Source organism: Shewanella sp. Choline-02u-19, assembly GCF_002836205.1.
In the GTDB taxonomy this organism is placed as follows: Bacteria; Pseudomonadota; Gammaproteobacteria; order Enterobacterales; family Shewanellaceae; genus Shewanella.
Window position 1 is genome coordinate 2,777,023 of the sequence record NZ_PJBE01000013.1, and the last position, 20,810, is coordinate 2,797,832.

The 20,810-nt window shown below is 44.5% G+C and carries 20 protein-coding genes; 4 read left to right on the top strand and 16 right to left on the bottom strand.

The annotated features are described in order from the left end of the window. Positions 1-3: 3 nt before the first annotated feature. Together CXF83_RS18755 and CXF83_RS18760 are read right to left on the bottom strand one after the other, a co-directional pair. Positions 4-435, bottom strand: a complete 432-nt coding sequence (locus CXF83_RS18755; RefSeq protein WP_101093072.1) for a universal stress protein — start codon at positions 433-435, stop codon at positions 4-6. Between the two features lie 71 nt (positions 436-506). Beyond that, a complete protein-coding gene (locus tag CXF83_RS18760) occupies positions 507-887 on the bottom strand; it encodes an STAS/SEC14 domain-containing protein (RefSeq protein WP_101093074.1) in 381 nt (126 codons plus the stop codon). Positions 888-1,104: 217 nt separating this feature from the next. On the opposite strand from CXF83_RS18760, the gene CXF83_RS18765 reads away from it, so the two are divergent. The 3 genes from CXF83_RS18765 to CXF83_RS18775 all read left to right on the top strand — a co-directional run bounded on the left by CXF83_RS18765 (position 1,105) and on the right by CXF83_RS18775 (position 3,437). Continuing rightward, entirely contained in the window at positions 1,105-2,532 is a 1,428-nt protein-coding gene (locus tag CXF83_RS18765; RefSeq protein ID WP_101093076.1) for a coniferyl aldehyde dehydrogenase, read from the top strand. Between the two features lie 20 nt (positions 2,533-2,552). Further along, entirely contained in the window at positions 2,553-3,125 is a 573-nt protein-coding gene (locus CXF83_RS18770) for a TetR/AcrR family transcriptional regulator (RefSeq protein ID WP_101093078.1), read from the top strand. 90 nt (positions 3,126-3,215) lie between these two features. After that, positions 3,216-3,437, top strand: a complete 222-nt coding sequence (locus tag CXF83_RS18775; protein ID WP_101093080.1) for a DUF1272 domain-containing protein — start codon at positions 3,216-3,218, stop codon at positions 3,435-3,437. A 121-nt stretch (positions 3,438-3,558) separates the two neighbouring features. On the opposite strand, the gene CXF83_RS18780 is transcribed toward CXF83_RS18775, so the two are convergent. The 9 genes from CXF83_RS18780 to CXF83_RS18820 form a co-directional block, all read right to left on the bottom strand. Then, positions 3,559-4,080 carry a DUF4823 domain-containing protein gene (locus CXF83_RS18780; RefSeq protein WP_101093082.1) on the bottom strand — a complete coding sequence of 174 codons (522 nt, stop codon included), beginning with the start codon at positions 4,078-4,080 and terminating at the stop codon, positions 3,559-3,561. A gap of 638 nt (positions 4,081-4,718) precedes the next feature. Continuing rightward, positions 4,719-6,110, bottom strand: a complete 1,392-nt coding sequence (locus CXF83_RS18785; RefSeq protein WP_101093084.1) for a sensor histidine kinase — start codon at positions 6,108-6,110, stop codon at positions 4,719-4,721. Beyond that, the gene (locus CXF83_RS18790) at positions 6,094-7,542 is read right to left on the bottom strand and encodes a sigma-54-dependent transcriptional regulator (RefSeq protein WP_101093086.1); all 1,449 of its coding nucleotides are present in this window, start codon (positions 7,540-7,542) and stop codon (positions 6,094-6,096) included. The genes CXF83_RS18785 and CXF83_RS18790 overlap by 17 nt, the downstream gene beginning before the upstream one ends. 121 nt (positions 7,543-7,663) lie before the next feature. Then, positions 7,664-8,875: an ABC transporter permease gene (locus tag CXF83_RS18795; RefSeq protein ID WP_101093088.1), complete on the bottom strand. Its 1,212-nt coding sequence runs from the start codon at positions 8,873-8,875 to the stop codon at positions 7,664-7,666. Between the two features lie 12 nt (positions 8,876-8,887). Beyond that, positions 8,888-10,189, bottom strand: coding sequence for an ABC transporter permease (locus CXF83_RS18800; protein WP_101093090.1), 1,302 nt, complete (start codon positions 10,187-10,189; stop codon positions 8,888-8,890). Positions 10,190-10,200: 11 nt separating this feature from the next. Further along, positions 10,201-10,992 carry an ABC transporter ATP-binding protein gene (locus CXF83_RS18805; RefSeq protein WP_101093092.1) on the bottom strand — a complete coding sequence of 264 codons (792 nt, stop codon included), beginning with the start codon at positions 10,990-10,992 and terminating at the stop codon, positions 10,201-10,203. A 71-nt stretch (positions 10,993-11,063) separates the two neighbouring features. After that, on the bottom strand, positions 11,064-11,405 hold the full coding sequence (locus tag CXF83_RS18810) for a hypothetical protein (protein WP_101093094.1): 342 nt from the start codon (positions 11,403-11,405) through the stop codon (positions 11,064-11,066). A 10-nt stretch (positions 11,406-11,415) separates the two neighbouring features. After that, on the bottom strand, positions 11,416-12,678 hold the full coding sequence (locus CXF83_RS18815) for an efflux RND transporter periplasmic adaptor subunit (protein WP_101093097.1): 1,263 nt from the start codon (positions 12,676-12,678) through the stop codon (positions 11,416-11,418). A 375-nt stretch (positions 12,679-13,053) separates the two neighbouring features. Beyond that, positions 13,054-13,437 (bottom strand): MAPEG family protein, encoded by a 384-nt coding sequence (locus CXF83_RS18820; RefSeq protein WP_101093099.1) that lies wholly within the window; start codon positions 13,435-13,437, stop codon positions 13,054-13,056. Positions 13,438-13,829: 392 nt separating this feature from the next. Between CXF83_RS18820 and CXF83_RS18825 the strand changes: the two genes are divergently transcribed. Beyond that, positions 13,830-15,653: a hypothetical protein gene (locus CXF83_RS18825; RefSeq protein WP_101093101.1), complete on the top strand. Its 1,824-nt coding sequence runs from the start codon at positions 13,830-13,832 to the stop codon at positions 15,651-15,653. 259 nt (positions 15,654-15,912) lie between these two features. On the opposite strand, the gene CXF83_RS18830 is transcribed toward CXF83_RS18825, so the two are convergent. The 5 genes from CXF83_RS18830 to CXF83_RS18850 all read right to left on the bottom strand — a co-directional run bounded on the left by CXF83_RS18830 (position 15,913) and on the right by CXF83_RS18850 (position 20,795). Next, positions 15,913-16,656: a cobalamin-binding protein gene (locus CXF83_RS18830; RefSeq protein WP_257982777.1), complete on the bottom strand. Its 744-nt coding sequence runs from the start codon at positions 16,654-16,656 to the stop codon at positions 15,913-15,915. 468 nt (positions 16,657-17,124) lie between these two features. Then, complete coding sequence (cobO, locus tag CXF83_RS18835; RefSeq protein ID WP_101093105.1) at positions 17,125-17,766, bottom strand: cob(I)yrinic acid a,c-diamide adenosyltransferase; 642 nt, start codon at positions 17,764-17,766, stop codon at positions 17,125-17,127. Between the two features lie 111 nt (positions 17,767-17,877). Continuing rightward, a complete protein-coding gene (locus tag CXF83_RS18840) occupies positions 17,878-19,416 on the bottom strand; it encodes a cobyric acid synthase (RefSeq protein ID WP_101093235.1) in 1,539 nt (512 codons plus the stop codon). Between the two features lie 60 nt (positions 19,417-19,476). Further along, positions 19,477-20,019 carry a bifunctional adenosylcobinamide kinase/adenosylcobinamide-phosphate guanylyltransferase gene (cobU, locus tag CXF83_RS18845; protein ID WP_101093107.1) on the bottom strand — a complete coding sequence of 181 codons (543 nt, stop codon included), beginning with the start codon at positions 20,017-20,019 and terminating at the stop codon, positions 19,477-19,479. Next, a complete protein-coding gene (locus tag CXF83_RS18850) occupies positions 20,016-20,795 on the bottom strand; it encodes an adenosylcobinamide-GDP ribazoletransferase (RefSeq protein ID WP_101093109.1) in 780 nt (259 codons plus the stop codon). The genes cobU and CXF83_RS18850 overlap by 4 nt, the downstream gene beginning before the upstream one ends. Positions 20,796-20,810 lie beyond the last annotated feature (15 nt).

Below are 20,810 nucleotides of genomic sequence, written 5' to 3' on the forward strand. Positions count from 1 at the left end.
TAGTTACTTCACCACCAACACCGGGCATATAGCGCCATTAGCCACCGCTTCAGCCACATTAGTATGTAGAAAGTGTGCCAGCCCTGAACGACCATGGCTAGCAATAACTATCATGCCAGCTTCTGACACATCCGCCTCTTTAAGGATCTGCTCGGACGCTACGCCATGGCGTATAACACTTTCCACTGACAGCTCACTCTTAAGATCTGACAGCAACGAATGCATTTTCGCTGCAGCAGATTCCTCCATACTTTGAGCTAGCTCTTCTGGTGTAACAGTGAGTATTTGGTAGTTCTCTAAGCCTACAGGCTGATCAATGACATGAACAAGTCGCAATCCGACATGGTAAAGGTTAGCCATTTCAATCGCATATTTAAGCGCATGAGAGGCCGTTTCAGAAAAGTCTGTTGGGCATAATATTTGACGAGTACGCATAACTAATTCCTCCAAACGTTGTTTAGTCCGTTAGCACAGATGCAGCACGCCTAACGATAACAAGGTTAATCTTAGTCTTTTAACCACTGATGTGCTTCAGTAGTGCTCTCAAAAAACTTAGCATCATAAGGGGTAAACCAATCTGCAATTTTCGCCATCCATTGTTGCAAATTTCCCTCTCCGACAATCGCTATCTTTTTAAAAGCACGTCCATGGGCCAAGCCTAGCTTAAGATCATCCCATGCCGCTCTTAATTCCCAGCCATCGAGTTCGGTCAAATCGGCGAGGACATTGATTTCAGGATGTTCAACCCCCGCTAAAGCGGATTCAAGCAGTGGCACCATATATTGATAGTCTTGATGTGTAAGCTTGCCTTTCGCAACCAAGTTCAAATAGAACTGGTTATCTAAGCGCTCAATTCCAATTGATATTCCGTGTCTTTTATCACTCACCTTAATCTCCTTAGAGGTTAGCTATTAAAGAGGGCTTTTAACGATAGCGTTAAAGAGCAATCTTCAAAACAGTCCATATTTCATTCTAGTGAAGTTTAGCGAAGCCGAGTTGATCTCGCTCACAAAGTAAACGAATATTTGACCTTTTCACAAAAGTGGATTACCATCAGACCGACTAATCAGTCGGTTAATTAACATACTCTCAGGAGCTTCGTAAATGAACATGCCTATTCAAGCCCAAACAGCATTGCCTCTGTCTCAAGTCTTAGTCAATCAGCGTACCCACTACCTTGCAGACCCTTCTCCCTCTTATGAAGCAAGAATCGAGCACCTGAAAAGTCTTAAAAAAGCAATTTTGAGCTATCAAGAGCAGCTAGTACAAGCATTGAATCGGGACTATGGTCATCGCTCAGTGGATGACAGCATTATTTCTGACATCATGCCCTGTGTTAACAATATCAATTACAGCATAAAGCATCTGAAAAAGTGGATGAAACCAAGCCGCCGTCATGCGGGATTATTACTGGCTCCAGCCAGTATTAAAGTGCAATACCAGCCACTTGGCGTTGTCGGTATTATTGTACCGTGGAATTTTCCTATCATGTTGTCTGTCGGCCCGCTTATCACTGCACTTGCTGCCGGTAACAGAGCGATGATAAAACTGTCTGAATTTACCCCAGAAACCAATACCGTTCTCACCGCAATGCTTGCCAGTATTTTTGATCAAAACCATGTTGCCTGCATTGAAGGTGAAGCCGATGTCGCCGCCGAGTTTTCATCGCTGCCGTTTGACCACCTACTATTTACCGGTTCAACCACCGTCGGCCGCCACGTAATGCGCAGTGCGGCACAACACCTGACGCCAGTGACCCTTGAACTTGGCGGAAAGTCACCGGTGATTGTTGCCGATGATATCGACATGGACACTGCGGTAGAGCGGATGATCTATGGTAAGTGTCTCAACTCTGGGCAGATATGTGTTGCGCCTGATTACGTATTGGTTCCAAGCGAAAAACTTAACGATTTTGTGCGAGCCTACAAACGTAAATTCATCAAAATGTATGGCCAAGTCAGTGACAACAAAGACTACGGCAGCATTATTAACCAACGCCAATTTGACCGGATAATGCTGGTTCTCGAAGACGCTAAAGCCAAAGGTGCTACCGTGATGAGTGCCAATGATGAAGCGATTAACATCGAACATCAAAAAGTGCCAACTCAGCTTATCACTGACGCAACCGATGACATGCTGTTACTGCAAGATGAGATATTCGGCCCACTATTACCCGTTATCCCTTATAACAATTTGCAAGAAGCAATTAGCTACATCAATCAACGTCCGCGTCCCTTAGCGCTGTACTTGATGAGTTTCGATAAAAATACCCAGCAACAAGTCATGACCCATACCCATTCGGGAGGTGTTTGTATCAATGAAACGGTATTTCATGTTGCTGCAGAAGATGCCCCCTTTGGCGGTGTTGGTCCTTCAGGTATGGGGCATTACCATGGTAAAGAAGGCTTTCAAACATTTAGCCATGCTAAAACCATCCTTAAACGCGGTAAGTATTTTAATACCGGTAAACTGATCCACCCTCCTTATGGCGGCTGGTTACAAACCCTATTAGTAAAATTCTTCTTGCGTTAAACACCAAGGTAATCGCTTTTATGAGCCGAATAGATAAAAAACAAGCCATATTAGACACTGCGCTGACACTGTTTGTCAGCCAGGGGTTTTATGCGACGTCTACCGCCTCAATAGCCAAAACGGCAGGGGTCGCTACCGGGACGCTTTTTCACCATTTTGCGTCAAAAGATGTATTGATGAACCATCTTTTTATCTCAATAAAACAAGAGTTTGCTTCTGCAATCAAGTCAAAAATGAGCAGTAAAGGGGATCTAAAGCTTGATGCAGAACACCTGTGGCAAGTTGCTATTGATTGGGCAATAGAAAACCCGCTAAAGCAGGAGTTTTTTCAGCAGTATTCAATGTCTCCCTCCATCGCTTCAGAGATAAGACAACAAGCGATGAACGGCATCCTTAGCTTTATGGGTGAGCTAATAATTCAAGGTCAAAAATTAGGCGTTTTAGCTAATTATCCACTACCATTAATGTTAGAAGGTTGTCACGGACAATACTTGGCCGCGACAAGGTACTTTCTAGACCACCCTGATAGGTGGAAAGATGTAGTCCACAAACAGGCGAGCTTTTCCATGTTTTGGAATGCCATGAGAGCCTAAATATTATGTGACAAGCTCATGGAAGAGATAAACCCTTGTTACCACCGCTGTAGATTTAAACTTAAAGACGTTATTCAAGGGAGTGAATTTATGTTAAGAATGAAGACTGAGTGCGAACACTGTAAAACCAAGCTAGCCCGAAAAGAGATCGCTTATATCTGCTCATTCGAATGTACTTACTGTAAGAGCTGTAGTGAAAAAATGCATTTCATCTGCAGTAATTGCCAAGGCGCCTTAGTCATTAGGCCGCCGAGATTAATAGAACCGTTTAAGATCCCCGCAGCCGAGCTTAAAAACACCCTCTTTAGCTAGCGAACGTTAGAAACATAAAGGTCAGCACATGCTGACCTTTATTGTATCTGGGCTTTAAAATATAAACGTTCATTTTTATGCTGTAAAAATACACACTCAAGATTAAGTATTTATTTTTAAGCTACTTATATAAAGTGCCGATATATTCATGAGTGGGCTGTTCAAGAAGGTCTTGAGGGTGATCTCCGCCGAATGTTAACCATTTACTTTTACCAGAGTAGGTCGTGTTACCAATTTCTTTTTTTGTTTTAGTATCATAAGTAATGATTTGAATTTCTACTTTATCAGCCTTCCCAGACCACTCAGTCGCTCTATCTTCCCAATGCAAAATAATGGGCTCGACATAGTAGCCATACTGACTCGAATCTATAGAATCTAAACAATTTTTCCCTTTGCAATCTGCAGTGATAGCGACTTTTCTAGTATTTTTAGAAAACGCACTTCTAATAGCATTAGCAGTCATTTGTCCCGAATGTTTATATTCAGTTTCACCGTACCAACCATTCTCAGGAGTTGAAATTAGTACAGCAAAATTTTGATCTAATTTAACTTCTGGTGATTGAAATTCATTGTGTTTATATGAAGAGCTACAACCAGCAAGAAAAACAATTGCAGCTCCAAACATCATTAAATTGCGGTTCATTTGTTTACTCCTGTAATACAGTTAACGTGACATTTTCTTCTATCGGTAGAGTATCTTCATTACTAGAATAAAAAAACTCTTTGCAGAAAGTATCGACTTCTTATGAGTAAGCTCAATTAAACATCTGAACTCTAGGAGGGGAGGCAATGCCAAATTCTGTCCGTAACATAATTGGCCTGTTTTCGAAGGCCTCAGCCGCATCTACACTGGATTAGAAAAGCGCAAACTCTCAGCATTTGTGCTTTTAATTTAAAGACACAAGCCTTAAATTAAACGATATTATCAAACAGAATAAACTGTAATCACAGAATCAAATCTCCCCCGTTGGAAATTTTGCTTTTTAAATTTCGCCGGGGCGCTGAGGGATTGCCAAGGGGCGCAAGCGCTTTGACCCTTGGCTTGGGTGTGGGCGAAGCGCCACGACTTTGACTTTTCTTACGGTAAAAAGCTAAGTCTAATAAATCGACTAGCAAGCATTGTAGCGTAAGTGAGTTAGCTTCGGCCCATAGTGGTTCCAATGACCTGCGGTCGGCGCATGTGCAGACGCAACTGAGGCTCGCTGCTGCTCTTTATAAAAGAAAGGGTCCTTGTAAGCTCAACGAAAACATCAATCAGCAAACCAAAGCCTAACTTGATAGTTAACGTTGTTTAGGTAACCACAACCTAACGCAAAGCCCTTTTTTATCGCGATTTTGCAAGCTTATACGCCCATCGTGAGCTTCTACAATTTCACGGCATAATGGCAAGCCTAAGCCCGTGCCTGATTGCTTAGTGGAATAGAAAGGGAGTAGAGCTTGGCGCAGCACTTCTGGTGGCATTCCAGAGCCTTCATCCTTTACCTCAATGTACACACCTTCGGTGCCATCCGACAGGCTAGAATCAACAATCGACAAACTGACTTTATCGACAGCAGAAGCTGATTCATGCGCATTTTTCAACAGATTAAGCAGCACTTGCTCCATCTGAATCAAATCAAGCTCCACAACTGAGTTAGGTAATTCATTTTCAAGAAAAAACGAGTAATGCTGCTTCAATTGTTCGGTTAATTTAAGCCAGTCTACGGGACTTTTCTTGGGTAACGGCAACTTGGCAAAACGAGCATAATTGAAAATAAACTGACTCAAGTGGCTGGTACGATCTTCGATGGTATCAAAAATAAGTTTGAGTTTAGGATCATCAAGATCTTTAGTTATTATCCGACCAGAATTGACCATTGAGGCTATTGGCGCCACGGAGTTATTAAGCTCATGGCTAATAATTCGGATCACTTTTTTCCATACTGCGACCTCTTGACGATTGAGTTCCCGCGTCATCTGTTTAAGTAAAACAAGATGATGAAACTGGCCGTTCAGTAGAAATTGTCCCCGCGACAGATGCCACGTTTCGAGCTCATCTTCACTGTCTTTGGCGCTCAGTGAAAACAAACCATCCTTGGGGTTTTCAAGTGCGGCCCCTAACTCATCGGCAACCTGCTCCACCAGCTCACGAAGCGGTATCCCTTCAATTCTCTGCCCATGATTAAACAAGTGCCTTGCGGCATCGTTGGCGTAGATGACGCGCTTGTCATCATCGAGCAATAACATGACATTAGGCGAACTTTGGATCACTTTATCGAGCAGTAATTCACGTTGGTAAATATATTGGCGCTCTTTTCTCAGCGCTTCTGCCGAGTCATTAAACAATACCGCCAACGCCTGCAATTGCTTATCTCCGCCCACTGGAAGAGTGACACTAAAGTCGTTGTCTTTAAAATTAAGTAGGCCAACTTCAAGCGCCATTAAACTTGTGGCTAGATGCCGAGAAGACACATAACTCACTGTAATCGTCAGGCCTATTGCAGCAAAAAATATCATCAACAACAGATTAAACTGCTTAGCAATCGCCTGCGATAAATCCACATCAGCAAACCATAATAGCAAGCTAAGCGACAGCATGAGTCCGATACCTGTCGCCAACGCACTGCCTACAATCAGCTTAGCTCGCAGCGAAATACCAGCGAATGCGGCGGTAAGCTTATTTTTCAATGCCATACTTTTCCATGCGTCGATACAGTGCTTGTCGACTTAACCCTAAAGACTTAGCCACGCGGGCGATGACCCCTTTATGGTTATCTAATGCCGCTTCAATATCGGCTTTTTCATCTGTTGAGCTAACAGGCACCCGGTGGTCAAATGCTGTTTCAGCACTCACTACTGCGGGAGGAGTTTGTGGTTGCACCGTGCGACTAGACACTGTGCTGCCATAAACGGTGCCGCCATTAGTCACATTCTGGGGGCTCGGTTTTGCCGTGATATCCATCAAACCAAAATCATCCGCGGTTAAACGGCTGCTTTCAGCCAATATCACCGCACGTTTGCAGGCATTTTCAAGCTCACGCACATTGCCTGGCCAGTGATGTGCCTCTAACGTTTGTTGAGTGTGCTTATCCAAGGAATATTCAGCGCCAACGAAATGGCTGACTAAAGGCAATACATCATCTATGCGCTCATTTAATGCAGGTAAAGCCAACTCAATCACGTTAAGCCGGTAAAACAGATCTTCTCTGAAACGTCCAGCCTGGATATCTTCAATCAAATCAGCATTGGTTGCGCTTATCACCCGCACATTCACTTTATGAGTTTGATGGCTGCCTAGGCGCTCAAACTCACCCGTTTGCAGCACTCGCAGCAGTTTGACCTGTCCAGAAAGCGGAAGATTACCAATCTCGTCTAAAAACAGGGTGCCACCGTCGGCAGCCTCGAAACGACCAATGCGGGTTTTAGTCGCACCAGTAAATGCCCCGGCCTCTGCGCCAAACAGTTCAGCTTCAAGAAGCTCCATTGGCAATGCGCCAATATTAACTTTGATAAAAGGTTTATGCTTTAAATTTGAGTTAGCGTGAATAATATCGGCCAGCTTATCTTTACCCGCACCATTAGGCCCTGTCACCAATACAGACACATCGCTACGGGCTATCTGTAATGCTAAATCCACGCAACGCTGCATCGCACCGCTACTAAAAATAATGCCGCATAGATCGGCATCTTTTATTACCGCCATACGCTGATTATCGACTCTTGATAACTTAGCATTGGCTTTAGATAGGGTATGCAGAGAGATCAGGTTACCCACACTGGTCAACAGCTTGGCATCGTCCCAAGGTTTGCCCATGTAATCTACCGCGCCCTCTTTGACCAGCTCAACGGCGATCTCAAGTTGGGTCCATGCAGTGAGCAGCACAATGGGTAACTCAGGCTGTATCTTTCTGATCGCATAAAATAGGGTTTTGCCCTCTTCACCCGACGTGGTGTCTTGTGTGAAATTCATATCCTGAACCACTAAGACAATATCATGTAATGTAATCAGCTCAAGGGCGACTTCAGGAGAGAGACAGGTGAGCGTATTAAAGCCGTTAAGCTCTAACATCAGTGCCAATGCATTACACACGGCTTGGTTATCGTCGACAATGAGAATCGTATCCATGCTTTTATTCTTGTTTTATGCTGTTGAAATCTAGATGCTCGGCTGTTAAAGCTAACTGAAAAAGAAAGAGAATTAAAGGTTAATACCCATTGATATCATTCTCTTCCTTCAGGCTCAGTAACTAAACACTGCGCGTTGCGATTGCCGGAGAGATATTTGCCGCCTTCCTGGCTGGCAGAATAACCGCAATGGTCGTGAGCACCAATAGTCCTGCTATCGTCGCTATCGGGTAGATAAGCTCGAGTTTAGGCAGGCTATAAACCGTCATTAATTGTTGCCCTAATTGCACCGCAACCAGACCACCAATCACTCCACCAACCACGCAGATAATATAGTTTTCAACCAGGAAGAAGCTGATAATATCTCGCTTCTTAGCCCCTAATGCACGGCGGGTACCTATCTGCTTAGTACGACGTTCAATATTGAACATCACCATACCTGCAAGACCGAGTGATGTGATAAGTAACAAGAGGATCACCATCATCGACAGTACCGTCGCCATCAACTCATGGTTACGGTAAACGCGTTTTCGATGCTCACTAATAAGGGTGAAATTTTCAACAACACGATTACGGTTGTCTTTAAGCAAGGTCGTCGTTATCTCTTGTTTCAGTTGAGCTAAAGTCCCAACCTCAGCACGCACTAATACCTTGGTAAACACATTAACCAGTTTTATGTTTAAGATGACGCTGTTATCCAGAGAGTCACTATTAACCCATGCGCCTTGAAGCTTGTCGACCACGCCGACCACCTTGATTGGCATGTTACCAAAATCCCCTGCATACATGGTTTTTCCAATCGCGGTGTCATCTCCCCAGGTCGCTTTAGCGAATGCTTTTGACACTATGCCATGAGTTGCAAGATCTGGACTTCCCGTCAGCACTTCCTCTTCATAGAAATTACGACCTTCTATCAACTCCACACCTAAGGTATTGAGCATATGTTCGTCACCATAATAGACGGCAGTATTTTCTGTATCTTTAGCCGTTTCTTCGCTGCTTCCGACGGTGTAACCCGATGACCAGCCACCGCCACTTAATGGCACCATACTGGTTGTTGAAGCGTCGATAACACCGGGCAAGTCTCGAATAGCACGCATATCACGTTGAATTTGAGACTCAAGATCGATGTTTTTATCGAAGCTATAAAGACGGAAGTCAAAAACTTGCTCTTCAGCCGTACCCGATGCTCTGTCCATCAAAGTGAGTCGTTCACTAATGATAAAGCTGGCATTTGCCACAATCGCGACCGAGAGAATTATCTGAATAAGCAGCAGTATAGGGCCACTTTTATTACGCATTAGCGTACTTAAAATTGGTTTAATCTGTAACATAATAAATTCCTTTTACTGACTCTTCAGGTGAACGCTAGGATTGGTCGAACATATTCGCCACGCTGGATATACCCCTGCAATAAGTGCGGCGGCAATAGCGATAGTCGGTGCTAACACCCACATCGTCAGATCCAACTGTGTTAGCGCAGCTTCCAGATCAAAGTGAGCCGACAACATAGACAGTGATCCCCAAGCCCATAAAAGCCCCAGCACTCCACCACCGAAGCCTATCAAACCTACCTCAACCATATGTTGAGCAAATATCTGTGCACGACTGGCGCCAATGGCGCGACGTACACCGACTTCAGGCGCTCGCTTAAGAAACTTGGCCAGCAGTAGACCTAACATGTTAACCAAACAAACCAGCAGAAATAGCCCACTGAGGCCAACCAAAATCTTGTTGTCTTCTGGTACCACTTCATTGATTTCCAGCCATTGCTCAACATTCGAAAGCTTTGCTGCAGCTTCAGGGCTATCAAAGCGTCCTAAAAGCTGTTGCTGCTCCACATAACGTTTCAACCACTGTGCATATTCATCACGCTGTGCGTCGTCTTGCACCTCTGCCCAGTACTGGATCCAATGCATCTCAGAGCTTAAACGTTGGTTGTAGGTATTAATCGGCTCTCTTTTCCAGCTTTGATTATTTCCCCAGCTCTGAAACTCCTCAATAGGCGCGAGTGAAAAGGGCACAAATATTTGCGCTGAATCTTTAAATGCACCAGTGGTGATATCATAATAGAGTGGGCTTGGGCTCCAAGTCTTAGTCACGCCGACAATTTGATAAGGCTTGCTGTCCAGATATAAGGTTTTACCAATACTGTCCTCACCCGCGAATAACTGCTGATTAAGGGCTTCATTAATAACGACTTGATAAACCGCTTCGGTATCGACGCTCTTATCCCAGGCTTTACCGTAGATAAAGGGCACCGAAAACATGTCGAAAAAGTCGCTATCGGTGACGCGAACAGCCTCTAACAAAGGCACGAAATCAGGGTCTTCCGTTTGTACTGCTAAGCCGGTGACAAACATGGCCGTTTGACGCACTGGCACATCACTTTGACGCAGATTATAAGCGTCTTGATAAGTCAGTTGTGCATTGAACTCTTTCCACGCATCTTTATCTTGGCTCCAAAGCTGCACTGCAACCAATTTGTCCGTGCGCTCGCCAGCAGGATTCTCCGACATTAACTGGTATACATTTAAGGTAGTAATGGTAATGCCGATACCAATTGAGATAGCTAACACCATCAGCAGTGACAAAAATGGCGTTTTTTTAATGCTGCGCCAAGCAAGATCCAAATAATAAAAAAACATAGTGATGCTCCTTAGCTTGCCGCTTGTTCAGTTTGAGCCTGCTCAGACTCATCACTCGGCTTATCTGCATCTGTCACTAAATGCGGCTTGTCTGCTTTAGTGCCCATGCCTTGCTGCCCTGCTCCACCTTGGTACATGGTAAAATCACAGACTTGGCCATCGACAATTTGAATATTACGCTGAGCACGGCGCGCAAGCTCGGCATCGTGGGTCACCATGATAATCGTGGTGCCAGCTTTATTAATATTTTCAAGCAGCTCCATTACTTGACGCGCCATCATGCTGTCTAAGTTACCCGTTGGCTCATCGGCAAGCAGGAATCTTGGCTCACCGGCAAGTGCACGAGCAATCGCCACGCGCTGCTGCTGGCCACCTGAAAGCTGTGAAGGAAGATGTTTCATACGCGCAGCAAGGCCGACTTGCTCAAGTGCATGCTGTACTCGGCGTTTACGTTCCGCCGCGTTAAAACCGCGATAGCGTAAAGGCACTTCGACATTTTCGGCTAAATTAAGGTCTGGGATTAAATTGAAGCCCTGGAAAATAAAACCAATTTTCTCATTTCGAATTGTCGCACTCTTGTTATCGTTCAAATTAGAGATGTTCACACCATCGAGAAAGTAGTCACCGTGGGTGAAGCCCTCTAATAGGCCCGCAATATTAAGAAAGGTAGTTTTACCCGATCCTGAAGGGCCTGTTACCGCAACAAACTCGCCCTCTTGCACTTCTAAATTAAAATCACGCAGTGCATGAGTTTCGACTAGGTCTGTTTGAAAAACTTTGCTGATATTCTTCATCGATAACATATTAATATTCCCTATTTTTATCGTTTAATTTTTTATCGTTTAATTCGTTATAGCACTGAGTAGCAGCGGCTCTAGCCGAACGTACAGTCAATGAATGCGTTGAGTTGCTGCCAAATTATTTCGCTTAAGTGACCCAAGCCATTCGCAAATACGGCATCCAATTGTTCGCTTAAATGCATGCTGACATTGGAGATATCGCTAACGAGCAAATTAACGGGCTCTGCCATCTCTAATACATTCAATCCCAATACAAACCAGTCACCAGCACTCTGAGTCGAAACCTGCACCGCAATGAGCAAGAGTAATAATGCTGCTACCGTAATCACTTTTTGTACGCTAACGGCTCTTAACACACTCAAGGCTGTTGCGACGCTGAAGCTGTTCTGGTTAATATTTTTATTCAATATGTTCATCTTGCTCTCCTTAACGTACTAGCACTTGTTCTGCTTTTTTGAAGGCTTGAATGCTCGAGATAACCCAAACATCACCGGCCTTACCGCCTTGTAGCACTTCGACATGACTCATACTGCGAGCCCCAAGCTGTATACTTGTTTGCTCCGCGATATCTTCGTGCATGGCATACACCTCAATACCCGCGCCCGTTGACACAAATGCGCCACGTTTCACCATCAACACATTGGGTCTGTTTTCCAGTAGTACCCGCGCTGATAGACGCTGGTTCTGACGTAGGTGGAGGCGGTCATCTTGCTTAAATCTAACTCGAGCGGTCACTTCACGGTTTCTCACCTCAGGTGAAATCGACGACAACTCACCAATCAAGGTCAAGGCACCAAAGCTCAGTTCCACATTCATGCCAAGTCCTAACTCATCGGCATAAGACTCCGGCACGGCTAATTCAGCTTCAAAAGCACTCAAATCAACCACGGTTAATATAGGTTGGCTCTGACCGATCCGGGCTTTCTGCTCGGTTAACCAGTTACCGATAATGCCGCCAACCGGTGCCGTAATGTTTAATGCAGCCACTTGACGCACAAGTTCACTCACCACCAAGTTTTGACGATTGACCTCAGAGGCTTTATTTTTTATTTCGAACGCTAAGGTATCTCGCATCAGCTCAGCTTCTTGTTTTGCATGGGCAGAAAGCAGCTTGGCCTTATGCAGATCATCTTTACTTTTTTCAAAATCTATTTTTGAGATGAGTTTATTTTGAATCAACTCATCGCCACGACGACTCTCTCTGTCGGCGGCTTCAAGGTCGACCTTGGCGATATCCAATGTTTGTTGTGCTTTAAGTTGCTGACGGCGGGCATCAAGACGGGCTCGTTCCAATGAACTCTGCATACCTTCCAGTAAAGCTTCTTGCTGCTTAAGACTGTTGGTTAATTTATGGCTCTCTATGGTCGCAACCACATCACCTAACTCGACTCTGTCGCCCGGATTTGCCAGCAGAGTCACCGTGCCTTGGTCTGTGCTGTAAAGGATAGGGGCGTTGGCCGCAACAATCTTACCTGTGGTGGCGATATCCCGAGTGAGAGTGCCTTGCTCTAACGTGGCGAACCTAAGTTCAGAACGCTTGATTGACGTTGCCACAGAATCACTGTCGATACTTGACCAAACTAAACCTGACACCAATAGCGCAGCAATACCTAGCATTGCAGGGCGTTTAAACTGGTTCACCTTACTTGGCTGCTTAACTGTATCTTGTGCGCTGGTATCCTGAATCATCTGCTTTCCCTATGGTGTCCGTTATCTACAAAAACTGTTTCAATAGGCTAATTAATACAAACGCCGTGCCAAAAAACAAAAAGTCTTTAATAACATGAGCTAAGATGGGTTCAGTTAGAGATGGACAGCTGAAAGTGTCCGCGGTCACTGCTTAAAAGTGTCCGCTCATCAATTTGATTGTCCGATATGAGGAAAGTGTCCGTTTACATACGGACGGTAGCAGGCATAAAAAAACTGAAGCACTTGGCTTCAGTTTTTATATTTGAAACAAAAGGTATCAGCTTACTGAAATAAGGATCGTGAGCTTATTAAAGCCATTAGCAGCTGATCTTTGAAATAGATAAGATTCAAATAGAGAGCTTTAAATCAACAACCTTAAAATGCTTGGCAAAAAATAGTGAAGCTAGCAATAATGGCAACAAACCAAGATAAACTTCTTAATGTGCCTTTATCCTTTAAATAAAGTATTTGGTAAGCCACACGTGCAATAACATGCACAATAGCCGCAATTTCGGCGACCATATTGACTTTTCCCGTCGCTAATACTGCTAACACCGCAATGCCAAAAATAAGCAATGATTCGAAGGCATTTTGATGCCCCGCAACCGCTCTAGCACCAAATCCCGTTAACTTTGATTGCTGGTCACGCGGGTGGCTATTGTCATACCCACCGAGTTTCGCCATCGCGATAGCCACCGGCCCCTTGGCAAAGTAAGGCAACAACATGCCAATGAGTAAACAGATAAGTAAAGTGGTCATGCTTAAATCCCTTTTTTAATTTTTATTTGAACGCTAATGTTGTTGAGCGTTAATATTTGAAAGCTTAATGCCCATATTTACAAACCCACACTTGAATGCTATTTCACGAAGATTAAAATGCAAAGTTATTATTGTATATTTTCAATCTACTCAGCACCATAACATGGGCAAGCGTATTAAACACCGCTAAGCATTAAACCTGCCTCTTATGACAAACATCAAATTTCAATAAACAATAAACAGCTAAAGCGACTAGTTTTATTGACTTTTATTCCAAAGGATTAATAATGAGCCCCTATAAATGCCTAGCTGAATCTAGCTCAAAGTCTATAAGCAGTATAATGGCGACGAAAGCCATTTTATACGGATAAACAATATTTAAAGGACTATCGATGCCACACTGTTCTAGCCCACTTTTTATTAATGACATTTTTTGCCCAGATTGTGGTGATAAAATTGAAACTCCACCGTCGATTAAGCCGCTCACTCAGCAGATCCCTGATATCCTCGATAACTTAAAAACTCACTGCCCCTATGCCAGTGTTTATACTGGTTGGGTAGAGAAAACACACCACTACCAAAGAGTTTATCGCAGCGGAGGTAACGATAGCCAAACCTTATACTATTCATACTGGTTTTTAACGCTGAATAACGAACAAAACGAGCCAATGACCATCAGTATTAGCTCTGAAGACAGTTCATTTGATAGTGTCGCAAAGGGCGATGTCATGACGTTTTTGCAGCCCACCAGCTATAGCTTAAATTACAAGTTAGCCAATGATGCTGACCGTAATATAGTCACTCATAACGAAGCTGCCACTGCCGTTGTCTTCCATCGCGATTCAGGACAAGAGTCAATCCTTGAATCTGCCTATGACGTTGAAGAGTTTTCGACGTTTTCAATCTTACTCAGCACACTCTTCTGGAGTTGCGCAGCTGCAGCTTCTGGCATGTTTTTTGAGTTATATACTATTGAAATAGCTGCAACTCTCGCCGCCCTCGTCACGCTGGTTTGGTCTACCTACCGTATCAGCAGTAAAACTAAAACATTTAAGGCTGAAACCACAAGGCTTGATGAAATTGAATGCACCATCAAGCGCATTCTGAGTGTCTCTGTCACCGGCATGGGTTACGACCGTAGAGACCGCCCCAGTAACCATAGCGATGTTTACTGTATTCGATGCGAACACCTGCTAGACAGCAACTACCACTATTGTCACTGCTGTGGTGAATCTCAAGTTTCAGTTATGGCTGAAGAACCCTCGCGATTAGCTCAGAATGCCTTAGAAAACCAAACAAACCTTGGGCATAATGATACAAACGTAGCTATACAATCCCATGCATTAGCAGCCAATAGCGTAAACGTCACCCCAATCACAAAAGCGAACGGTCAACGTATGACTCGACGCGACAAGATAATTCAAGTCTGTGCACCGTTCGCCACTGTTGAAAAAACAGAGCATCAACATAAGCACATCTTCGCCAAGAACTATCAATGTGTCTTATCAACCTCATCAAACATTGTTCGCGTAACAGACAAAGAGGTTGGTACTAGCGTGAGTGATGATACCAATTTCACCACAACAACAACCCGTACCGATTACAGAAATGGTTACGGCAATGTGCGCTCTGAATATAAAACAGAGACATCAAGCCATAGGCAAAGAAACTCCAATTTATACGGTGAACTTATCGTTGAAACTCCCGAAGGTGAAGTGCATAGCTTTAAAGCGGTAAGATCGCTGCTGGGCTCTACCGATGTCGGTGACTGGATACTGTTAGGCTCCAGTAAAATTGAAAGTACAACCGACAAAATTGGCTATGATGAGTTCTATTATAATATCAGCAAAGATAACCTTATCGAACCAGAGTCTCTAACCAGTTGGGGGCGAGTATCGAGTAAAAGCCAAACCATCGTCATATTGATGTTAGCGCTTGCAGTTGCTAGTACTATTTACTTCCACGATATAATGAATATTGTTGGCCCACTGGTGCCTGAGCTTATATGGAATTTGGTATTTGGTTTAACTAATTTACTCACTCTGCCCATTAACTACACACCTATGGTGCTATTTAGTCTATTTTTTGTTGTCGTGTTAGTTGTCGCAAAAATGTATGCAAACAACACCAAAAGGAAGCTGCACTCGGCGCTCAAGCCTCTACAGGCTACGCTTAAAAAGTGCCAACAAGCCCGAGAGTCTTTCAATAAAATTTAAGTTCGCCCATAAAAATAGCGCCTTATAAGGCGCTATTTTTTTAAATTTAAACCACAACGCCTACAAAAAACAAAATCAACTAGCTGCATCGATTAAGGTGAATTAGCATCATCCTAAATATGATAGCAAAGCCCCTATAATTTTGTTCACGGCGCCTCGCTATTGAATCAGCAGCATTAATCACAATCGTTAATGACAACATTGAATCACAACAGATCGTTCTTTATGTCGGCGCTCTGTTCAGCTGTAAACTATCTCACTATCTCACTTTATCAAGTGCAGCGCATAACGCTTCAACGCCCAGCAGTGCCCGTGGTGCAGCCCGGTGCAACAAGTCAGCATTGAGTTGATAGATGTGTTGGTTCTTTACTGCAGGGATCTCCGGCCATTGGCTCCAATCCACACCAATGATGTTACCTTCATCCTGGCTCTGTAAAATCACCTGCGGCATTTTAAGCAAAACGCTTTCTAAACTCACTTGAGGGTAATCATTAGCCGAGTCTACGAACACATTATCACCATGGCACACCGTAATAATCTGTTGGATCCAACTGTTTTTAGCGACCGTCATCATGGGAGTTGACCAAAGCTGATAGAAGACTTTTACTTCAGGTTTAGCAGCGTTATCACTGCGCAGTAATTTAAGCTGTTTGAGGTAATTGGTTGCCACGCTATGCGCCTGAGTTTTATGACCCGTCAGCTCACCTAACGCCTCTAATTCAGCAGCCACCGCTTCAAGAGTTTTAGGATTACTATTAAACACCTTGAAACCCAGCTCTTTGATACGCTCAATATCTTCCGCTTTATTACCGTCTTGCCACACCACAACCAAGTCAGGGTTTAGCTCAAGCACCCGCTCAATTTGAATACCATAATAACCACCAATACGAGGGATTTGTAACGCCGCTTCTGGATAGTCGGCATGATCTGTGGTCGCCAATATCGACTCCCCAGCACCAATGGCATACAGCATCTCAACCGCATGTGGCGATAATGCCACAATGCGTTTAGCCGGCTCAGAATCCGCAGCATAGGCAACCGATACCGTTGATAACGCAGCAGTGGATACACATACTCCAGCCACAACCGCTAATAAAAATTTAGACAAGATGTTCATAAAATCCTTTTAAATATAGGTTAAAACTGATTAAAGCCGGTTAAAGCTAAGACGATACTAGCCAAGACGGAAGAGCCGATAACGGCAAAGATGAAAAATACAAAGTATTTTCATCGGCTTTCTATCATCTTAGCTTTTCCAGCTTCAAATCGACCTCAAATTGGCTCTTAATCTGCCTCTAATCGACTCTTAATCTGCTTCTACCCTCTTAGCTTTCCCGGCTTCAAACCGTCTCAGCTTCTACCGTCTTAGCTCATTTCGGCTTTAAACCGTGCTCCCCCTGAGCATACGAGTAGTATGTGATGGGGTAGGAAAAAGAAGACAATGCAGTCATCATTTCAAACAGGAAGAAATTTAGTAATCGAAGCCGGGTTGGGCTTTGATGCCTGCATCAAACGCATGCTTTATCGGCTGCACTTCGCTCACGGTATCGGCTATCTCTATAATCGCTCGGTGGCAGGCTCTGCCCGTCACGATGACATGCTGCATTTTAGGGCGATTTTGTAATGCTTTAATCACCCGTTCCACGTCTAAATAGTGGTAGCTCACCATGTAGGTCAGTTCATCTAACATGACCAAATCTATGCTTTCATCTTGCAGTAACTTTTCAGCTTGGTCCCATGCTTTCACTGCGGCTGCGGTGTCTTTTTCTTTGTCTTGGGTTTCCCAAGTAAAGCCGGTTCCCATTACATGAAAGTCGACGCCAGCGCCTTCTAGCAAGGTACGTTCACCGCACTCCCAGTTGCCTTTAATAAACTGTACTACAGCCGCTTTTTTTCCATGACCCACGGCGCGTGCTACGGTGCCAAACCCTGAAGTCGATTTACCTTTACCGTTACCGGTTAGCACCAGAAGAATACCTTTCTCCTCTTGAGCTTTAGCTATTTTGGCATCAACACCCTCTTTAAGGCGTTGCTGACGCGCTTTGTGACGCTCTGCTTTAATCTTTTCTACGGACTTATTTTCGCCGCTTTCAGGCTCGTTTGAATCGCTCATTACATATCCTTGTGCATAGGGTTACTTGTGCATTTTCATTTGCACATAGTGTTAATTAAAAAGTGAATTTTGATGTTCAATACTGTTTATTTCTGCGGTGTTCAAATACCGCTAATTCCAAATATCAGTCAACGCATCAACATCTAAATGTTGCTCTAGTACGTCGGCTAAACGGTTCAGCTGCTGCTCTCTTATCTGGTCAACATCAATGCTGTTGGCATCTTGCATCCCCGCCCATTGCAGTAGCAGTTGGCAAGCTGCAGGTGAATCAAATAAACCGTGCATATAGGTGCCAAGAATTTGATTATCAGCAGATAACATACCTTCACTCTGCCAACGCTGAGGCTGGGTTTGTTCAGCGTCATTGACTCGCCGCGTTAGCGTTAATGGCTGCTCCAATGTCATTAGCGGTTTAGAGCGACCACAGTGAATTTCATATCCCTTGACCTCCACTTGCTGTTCAAGCAGCGACAACACGCCTTCAACTTGCAGCAGCACTTTATCATTGGTCAGTTCAGTCACCAGCGGCAGTAAACCTAAGCCTTCAGAGCAGCCAATACTGCCTTCAACGCCATCAGGGTCATCAATCAAATGCCCTAGCATTTGATAACCACCACAAATGCCCAACACCTTGCCGCCATAACGTAGGTGCTTTTCTAGTTCACTGTCCCAACCTTGCTCTCGAATAAAGTCGAGATCGGCGCGCACATTCTTACTGCCTGGAATAATGATTAAATCAGCAGGCGGTAAACATGAGTGGGCCGTATGGTCATTTTTCTGCGATTGGCTTTGAGATTGAGTTTGCAGTGACACATAATTGAAATCGATCTGGGGGTTGAGTCGTAATGGGTCAAAGTCGGTGTGGTTACTGATGCGAGGCAACACTAGCACCAGTACTTTTAATCTTGTTTGAGCGCTCTTTTCTGGCGCTGCGATTAGCGCATCTTCGGCATCTAAATGCAGATCGTGCAAATATGGCAGAACTCCCAACACCGGCTTTTTGGTGTAATCTTCCAGCCAATCTAAGCCCGATTGCAACAAGCTAATATCGCCGCGAAATCGGTTGATAACAAAGCCTTTCACCCGAGCCTGTTCTGATTCACTTAATAGCGCCAATGTTCCCACTAAGTGTGCAAACACACCGCCTTTATCGATATCAGCAATAATAATCACTGGGCAATCAACTTCTTCGGCAAAGCCCATATTGGCGATATCGCCTTCGCGCAGATTGATCTCAGCCGGACTGCCAGCGCCCTCGACAAACACCACTTCGTAATCATCACATAAGCGCTGAAACGACTGCTTAACCGCAGCCATCGCTTTGACCCGATAACCGTCGGCATTTTTGCCAAAGTAGTCCTGCGCCTCCATCTTCATTAAGGCTTTACCGTGCACAATCACTTGCGAACCAGTATCTGAACTGGGTTTTAACAATACCGGGTTAAAATCGATTTGAGGCTCTAGTCTACAGGCCACCGCTTGCAATGCTTGCGCGCGGCCAATTTCGCCGCCATCGATTGTCACTGCGCTATTAAGCGCCATGTTTTGCGGCTTAAATGGGGCAACCTTATGCCCAGCTCTAACAAACAAACGGCACAAACCTGCGACCAAGGTACTTTTACCCGCATCGGACGTCGTCCCTTGCACCATTAATACTTTGGCTTTTTTATTGTTATTATTGTTATCTAACGTCGCCACAACACTTCTCCTTTAGCCTTTCAGACTCAGCGGTAAACCCGCTGTTACCAAAGTGACTTTATCTGCAATAGCAGCAATATCTTGATGCAGCCAACCCGCTTCATCAACAAAGCGACGACTGATCTCGCCCATGGGCACAATACCGCAGCCCACTTCGTTACTGACTAAAATAACCTCTGCAGATAGCGCGGCAATAGCTTGTAAAAACTCAGTTTTAGTCGTTTGCCAATCGCTAGACGATTGCAGTAAATGATTCGTCAGCCACAGCGTTAAGCAGTCAACTAACACAATACTATTGACCTTTACATTGGCTGTTAATGCCGCCGAAAGCGCCAATGGCGACTCAATCGTGCGCCACGTTATGGCATGGTTATTACGCTGAGATTGATGCTGAGCGATACGTTCGCTCATCTCACTGTCGAGCGCCTCAGCGGTCGCAAAATAGAGACACTCTAACTCAGCGCCATTTTGACTCTCCGCTAGACGCCGAATCACGAGTGATTCAGCAAAGCGACTTTTGCCGCTGCGGGCACCACCCAAAACCAAATGGATCACCAAGACACTCCTAAAATTAACAGCAGCAGATAACAAGCCAGCTCAGCTATCTGCTGCGTAGCGCCGAGGGTATCGCCGGTATAACCGCCAATCTGCTTTCTAAACCATCCCGCCAAGGCAAATCGCACAATAAATAGACCGGAAACAATCACAATTGCTTGCATCAGCGTTAAGAGCAGCAGCAATACTGCGCCGCTAGCTAATAAAATCGATAACTCATTAACGCCTTGATGCATGGCCAACGGCTTGCTTTTACTGCTGGCATCTTCAGAAACGTACTGCTCTGAATATATTAAACTGGCCGCAGTGACTCGGCTCAGGGTATGACCGATAATCAACGCTAAGCTGACACTGCTAGGGGAAAATAACGCTAATTCGCTGAGCAATTGCCACTTGAGTAACAATGCCAATACCAGTGCTAACGCACCGTAACTGCCTAAGCGAGAGTCTTTCATGATGCTCAGTTTTGCTTCAACCGTCCAGCCGCCACCTAAACCATCGGCGCTATCGGCTAAACCATCTTCATGAAACCCACCCGTTAGCAAGACGCTAGCAATCATGGCAAATACAATCGCAATCGTCGGTGACACCCAATAGAGCATCACGCTATAAACTAACGCGCTCAGTCCCCCAATTAAGGTACCCACCAACCCAAAATAGCGACTGGCTTGATTGAGTTTATCTGCATCTACCTCAATCCATTTTGGCATCGGGATCCGAGTAAAGAACCCCATCGCGATAAAAAACAGATTAAGCTGTTTGAGCCAAGGCTGCATTTAGAAATATCCTTA

What these genes read in the sequence shown, in the direction of transcription:
- CXF83_RS18820 (WP_101093099.1), bottom strand. Translation starts at nt 13,437, where the DNA reads ATGACCACTTTACTTATCTGTTTACTCATTGGCATGTTGTTGCCTTAC.
- CXF83_RS18795 (WP_101093088.1), bottom strand. Translation starts at nt 8,875, where the DNA reads ATGTTACAGATTAAACCAATTTTAAGTACGCTAATGCGTAATAAAAGT.
- CXF83_RS18770 (WP_101093078.1), top strand. Translation starts at nt 2,553, where the DNA reads ATGAGCCGAATAGATAAAAAACAAGCCATATTAGACACTGCGCTGACA.
- CXF83_RS18790 (WP_101093086.1), bottom strand. Translation starts at nt 7,542, where the DNA reads ATGGATACGATTCTCATTGTCGACGATAACCAAGCCGTGTGTAATGCA.
- cobO (WP_101093105.1), bottom strand. Translation starts at nt 17,766, where the DNA reads ATGAGCGATTCAAACGAGCCTGAAAGCGGCGAAAATAAGTCCGTAGAA.
- CXF83_RS18755 (WP_101093072.1), bottom strand. Translation starts at nt 435, where the DNA reads ATGCGTACTCGTCAAATATTATGCCCAACAGACTTTTCTGAAACGGCC.
- CXF83_RS18840 (WP_101093235.1), bottom strand. Translation starts at nt 19,416, where the DNA reads ATGGTGCAAGGGACGACGTCCGATGCGGGTAAAAGTACCTTGGTCGCA.
- CXF83_RS18850 (WP_101093109.1), bottom strand. Translation starts at nt 20,795, where the DNA reads ATGCAGCCTTGGCTCAAACAGCTTAATCTGTTTTTTATCGCGATGGGG.
- CXF83_RS18805 (WP_101093092.1), bottom strand. Translation starts at nt 10,992, where the DNA reads ATGTTATCGATGAAGAATATCAGCAAAGTTTTTCAAACAGACCTAGTC.
- CXF83_RS18815 (WP_101093097.1), bottom strand. Translation starts at nt 12,678, where the DNA reads ATGATTCAGGATACCAGCGCACAAGATACAGTTAAGCAGCCAAGTAAG.
- CXF83_RS18800 (WP_101093090.1), bottom strand. Translation starts at nt 10,189, where the DNA reads ATGTTTTTTTATTATTTGGATCTTGCTTGGCGCAGCATTAAAAAAACG.
- CXF83_RS18810 (WP_101093094.1), bottom strand. Translation starts at nt 11,405, where the DNA reads ATGAACATATTGAATAAAAATATTAACCAGAACAGCTTCAGCGTCGCA.
- CXF83_RS18775 (WP_101093080.1), top strand. Translation starts at nt 3,216, where the DNA reads ATGTTAAGAATGAAGACTGAGTGCGAACACTGTAAAACCAAGCTAGCC.
- CXF83_RS18780 (WP_101093082.1), bottom strand. Translation starts at nt 4,080, where the DNA reads ATGAACCGCAATTTAATGATGTTTGGAGCTGCAATTGTTTTTCTTGCT.
- CXF83_RS18785 (WP_101093084.1), bottom strand. Translation starts at nt 6,110, where the DNA reads ATGGCATTGAAAAATAAGCTTACCGCCGCATTCGCTGGTATTTCGCTG.
- CXF83_RS18825 (WP_101093101.1), top strand. Translation starts at nt 13,830, where the DNA reads ATGCCACACTGTTCTAGCCCACTTTTTATTAATGACATTTTTTGCCCA.
- CXF83_RS18765 (WP_101093076.1), top strand. Translation starts at nt 1,105, where the DNA reads ATGAACATGCCTATTCAAGCCCAAACAGCATTGCCTCTGTCTCAAGTC.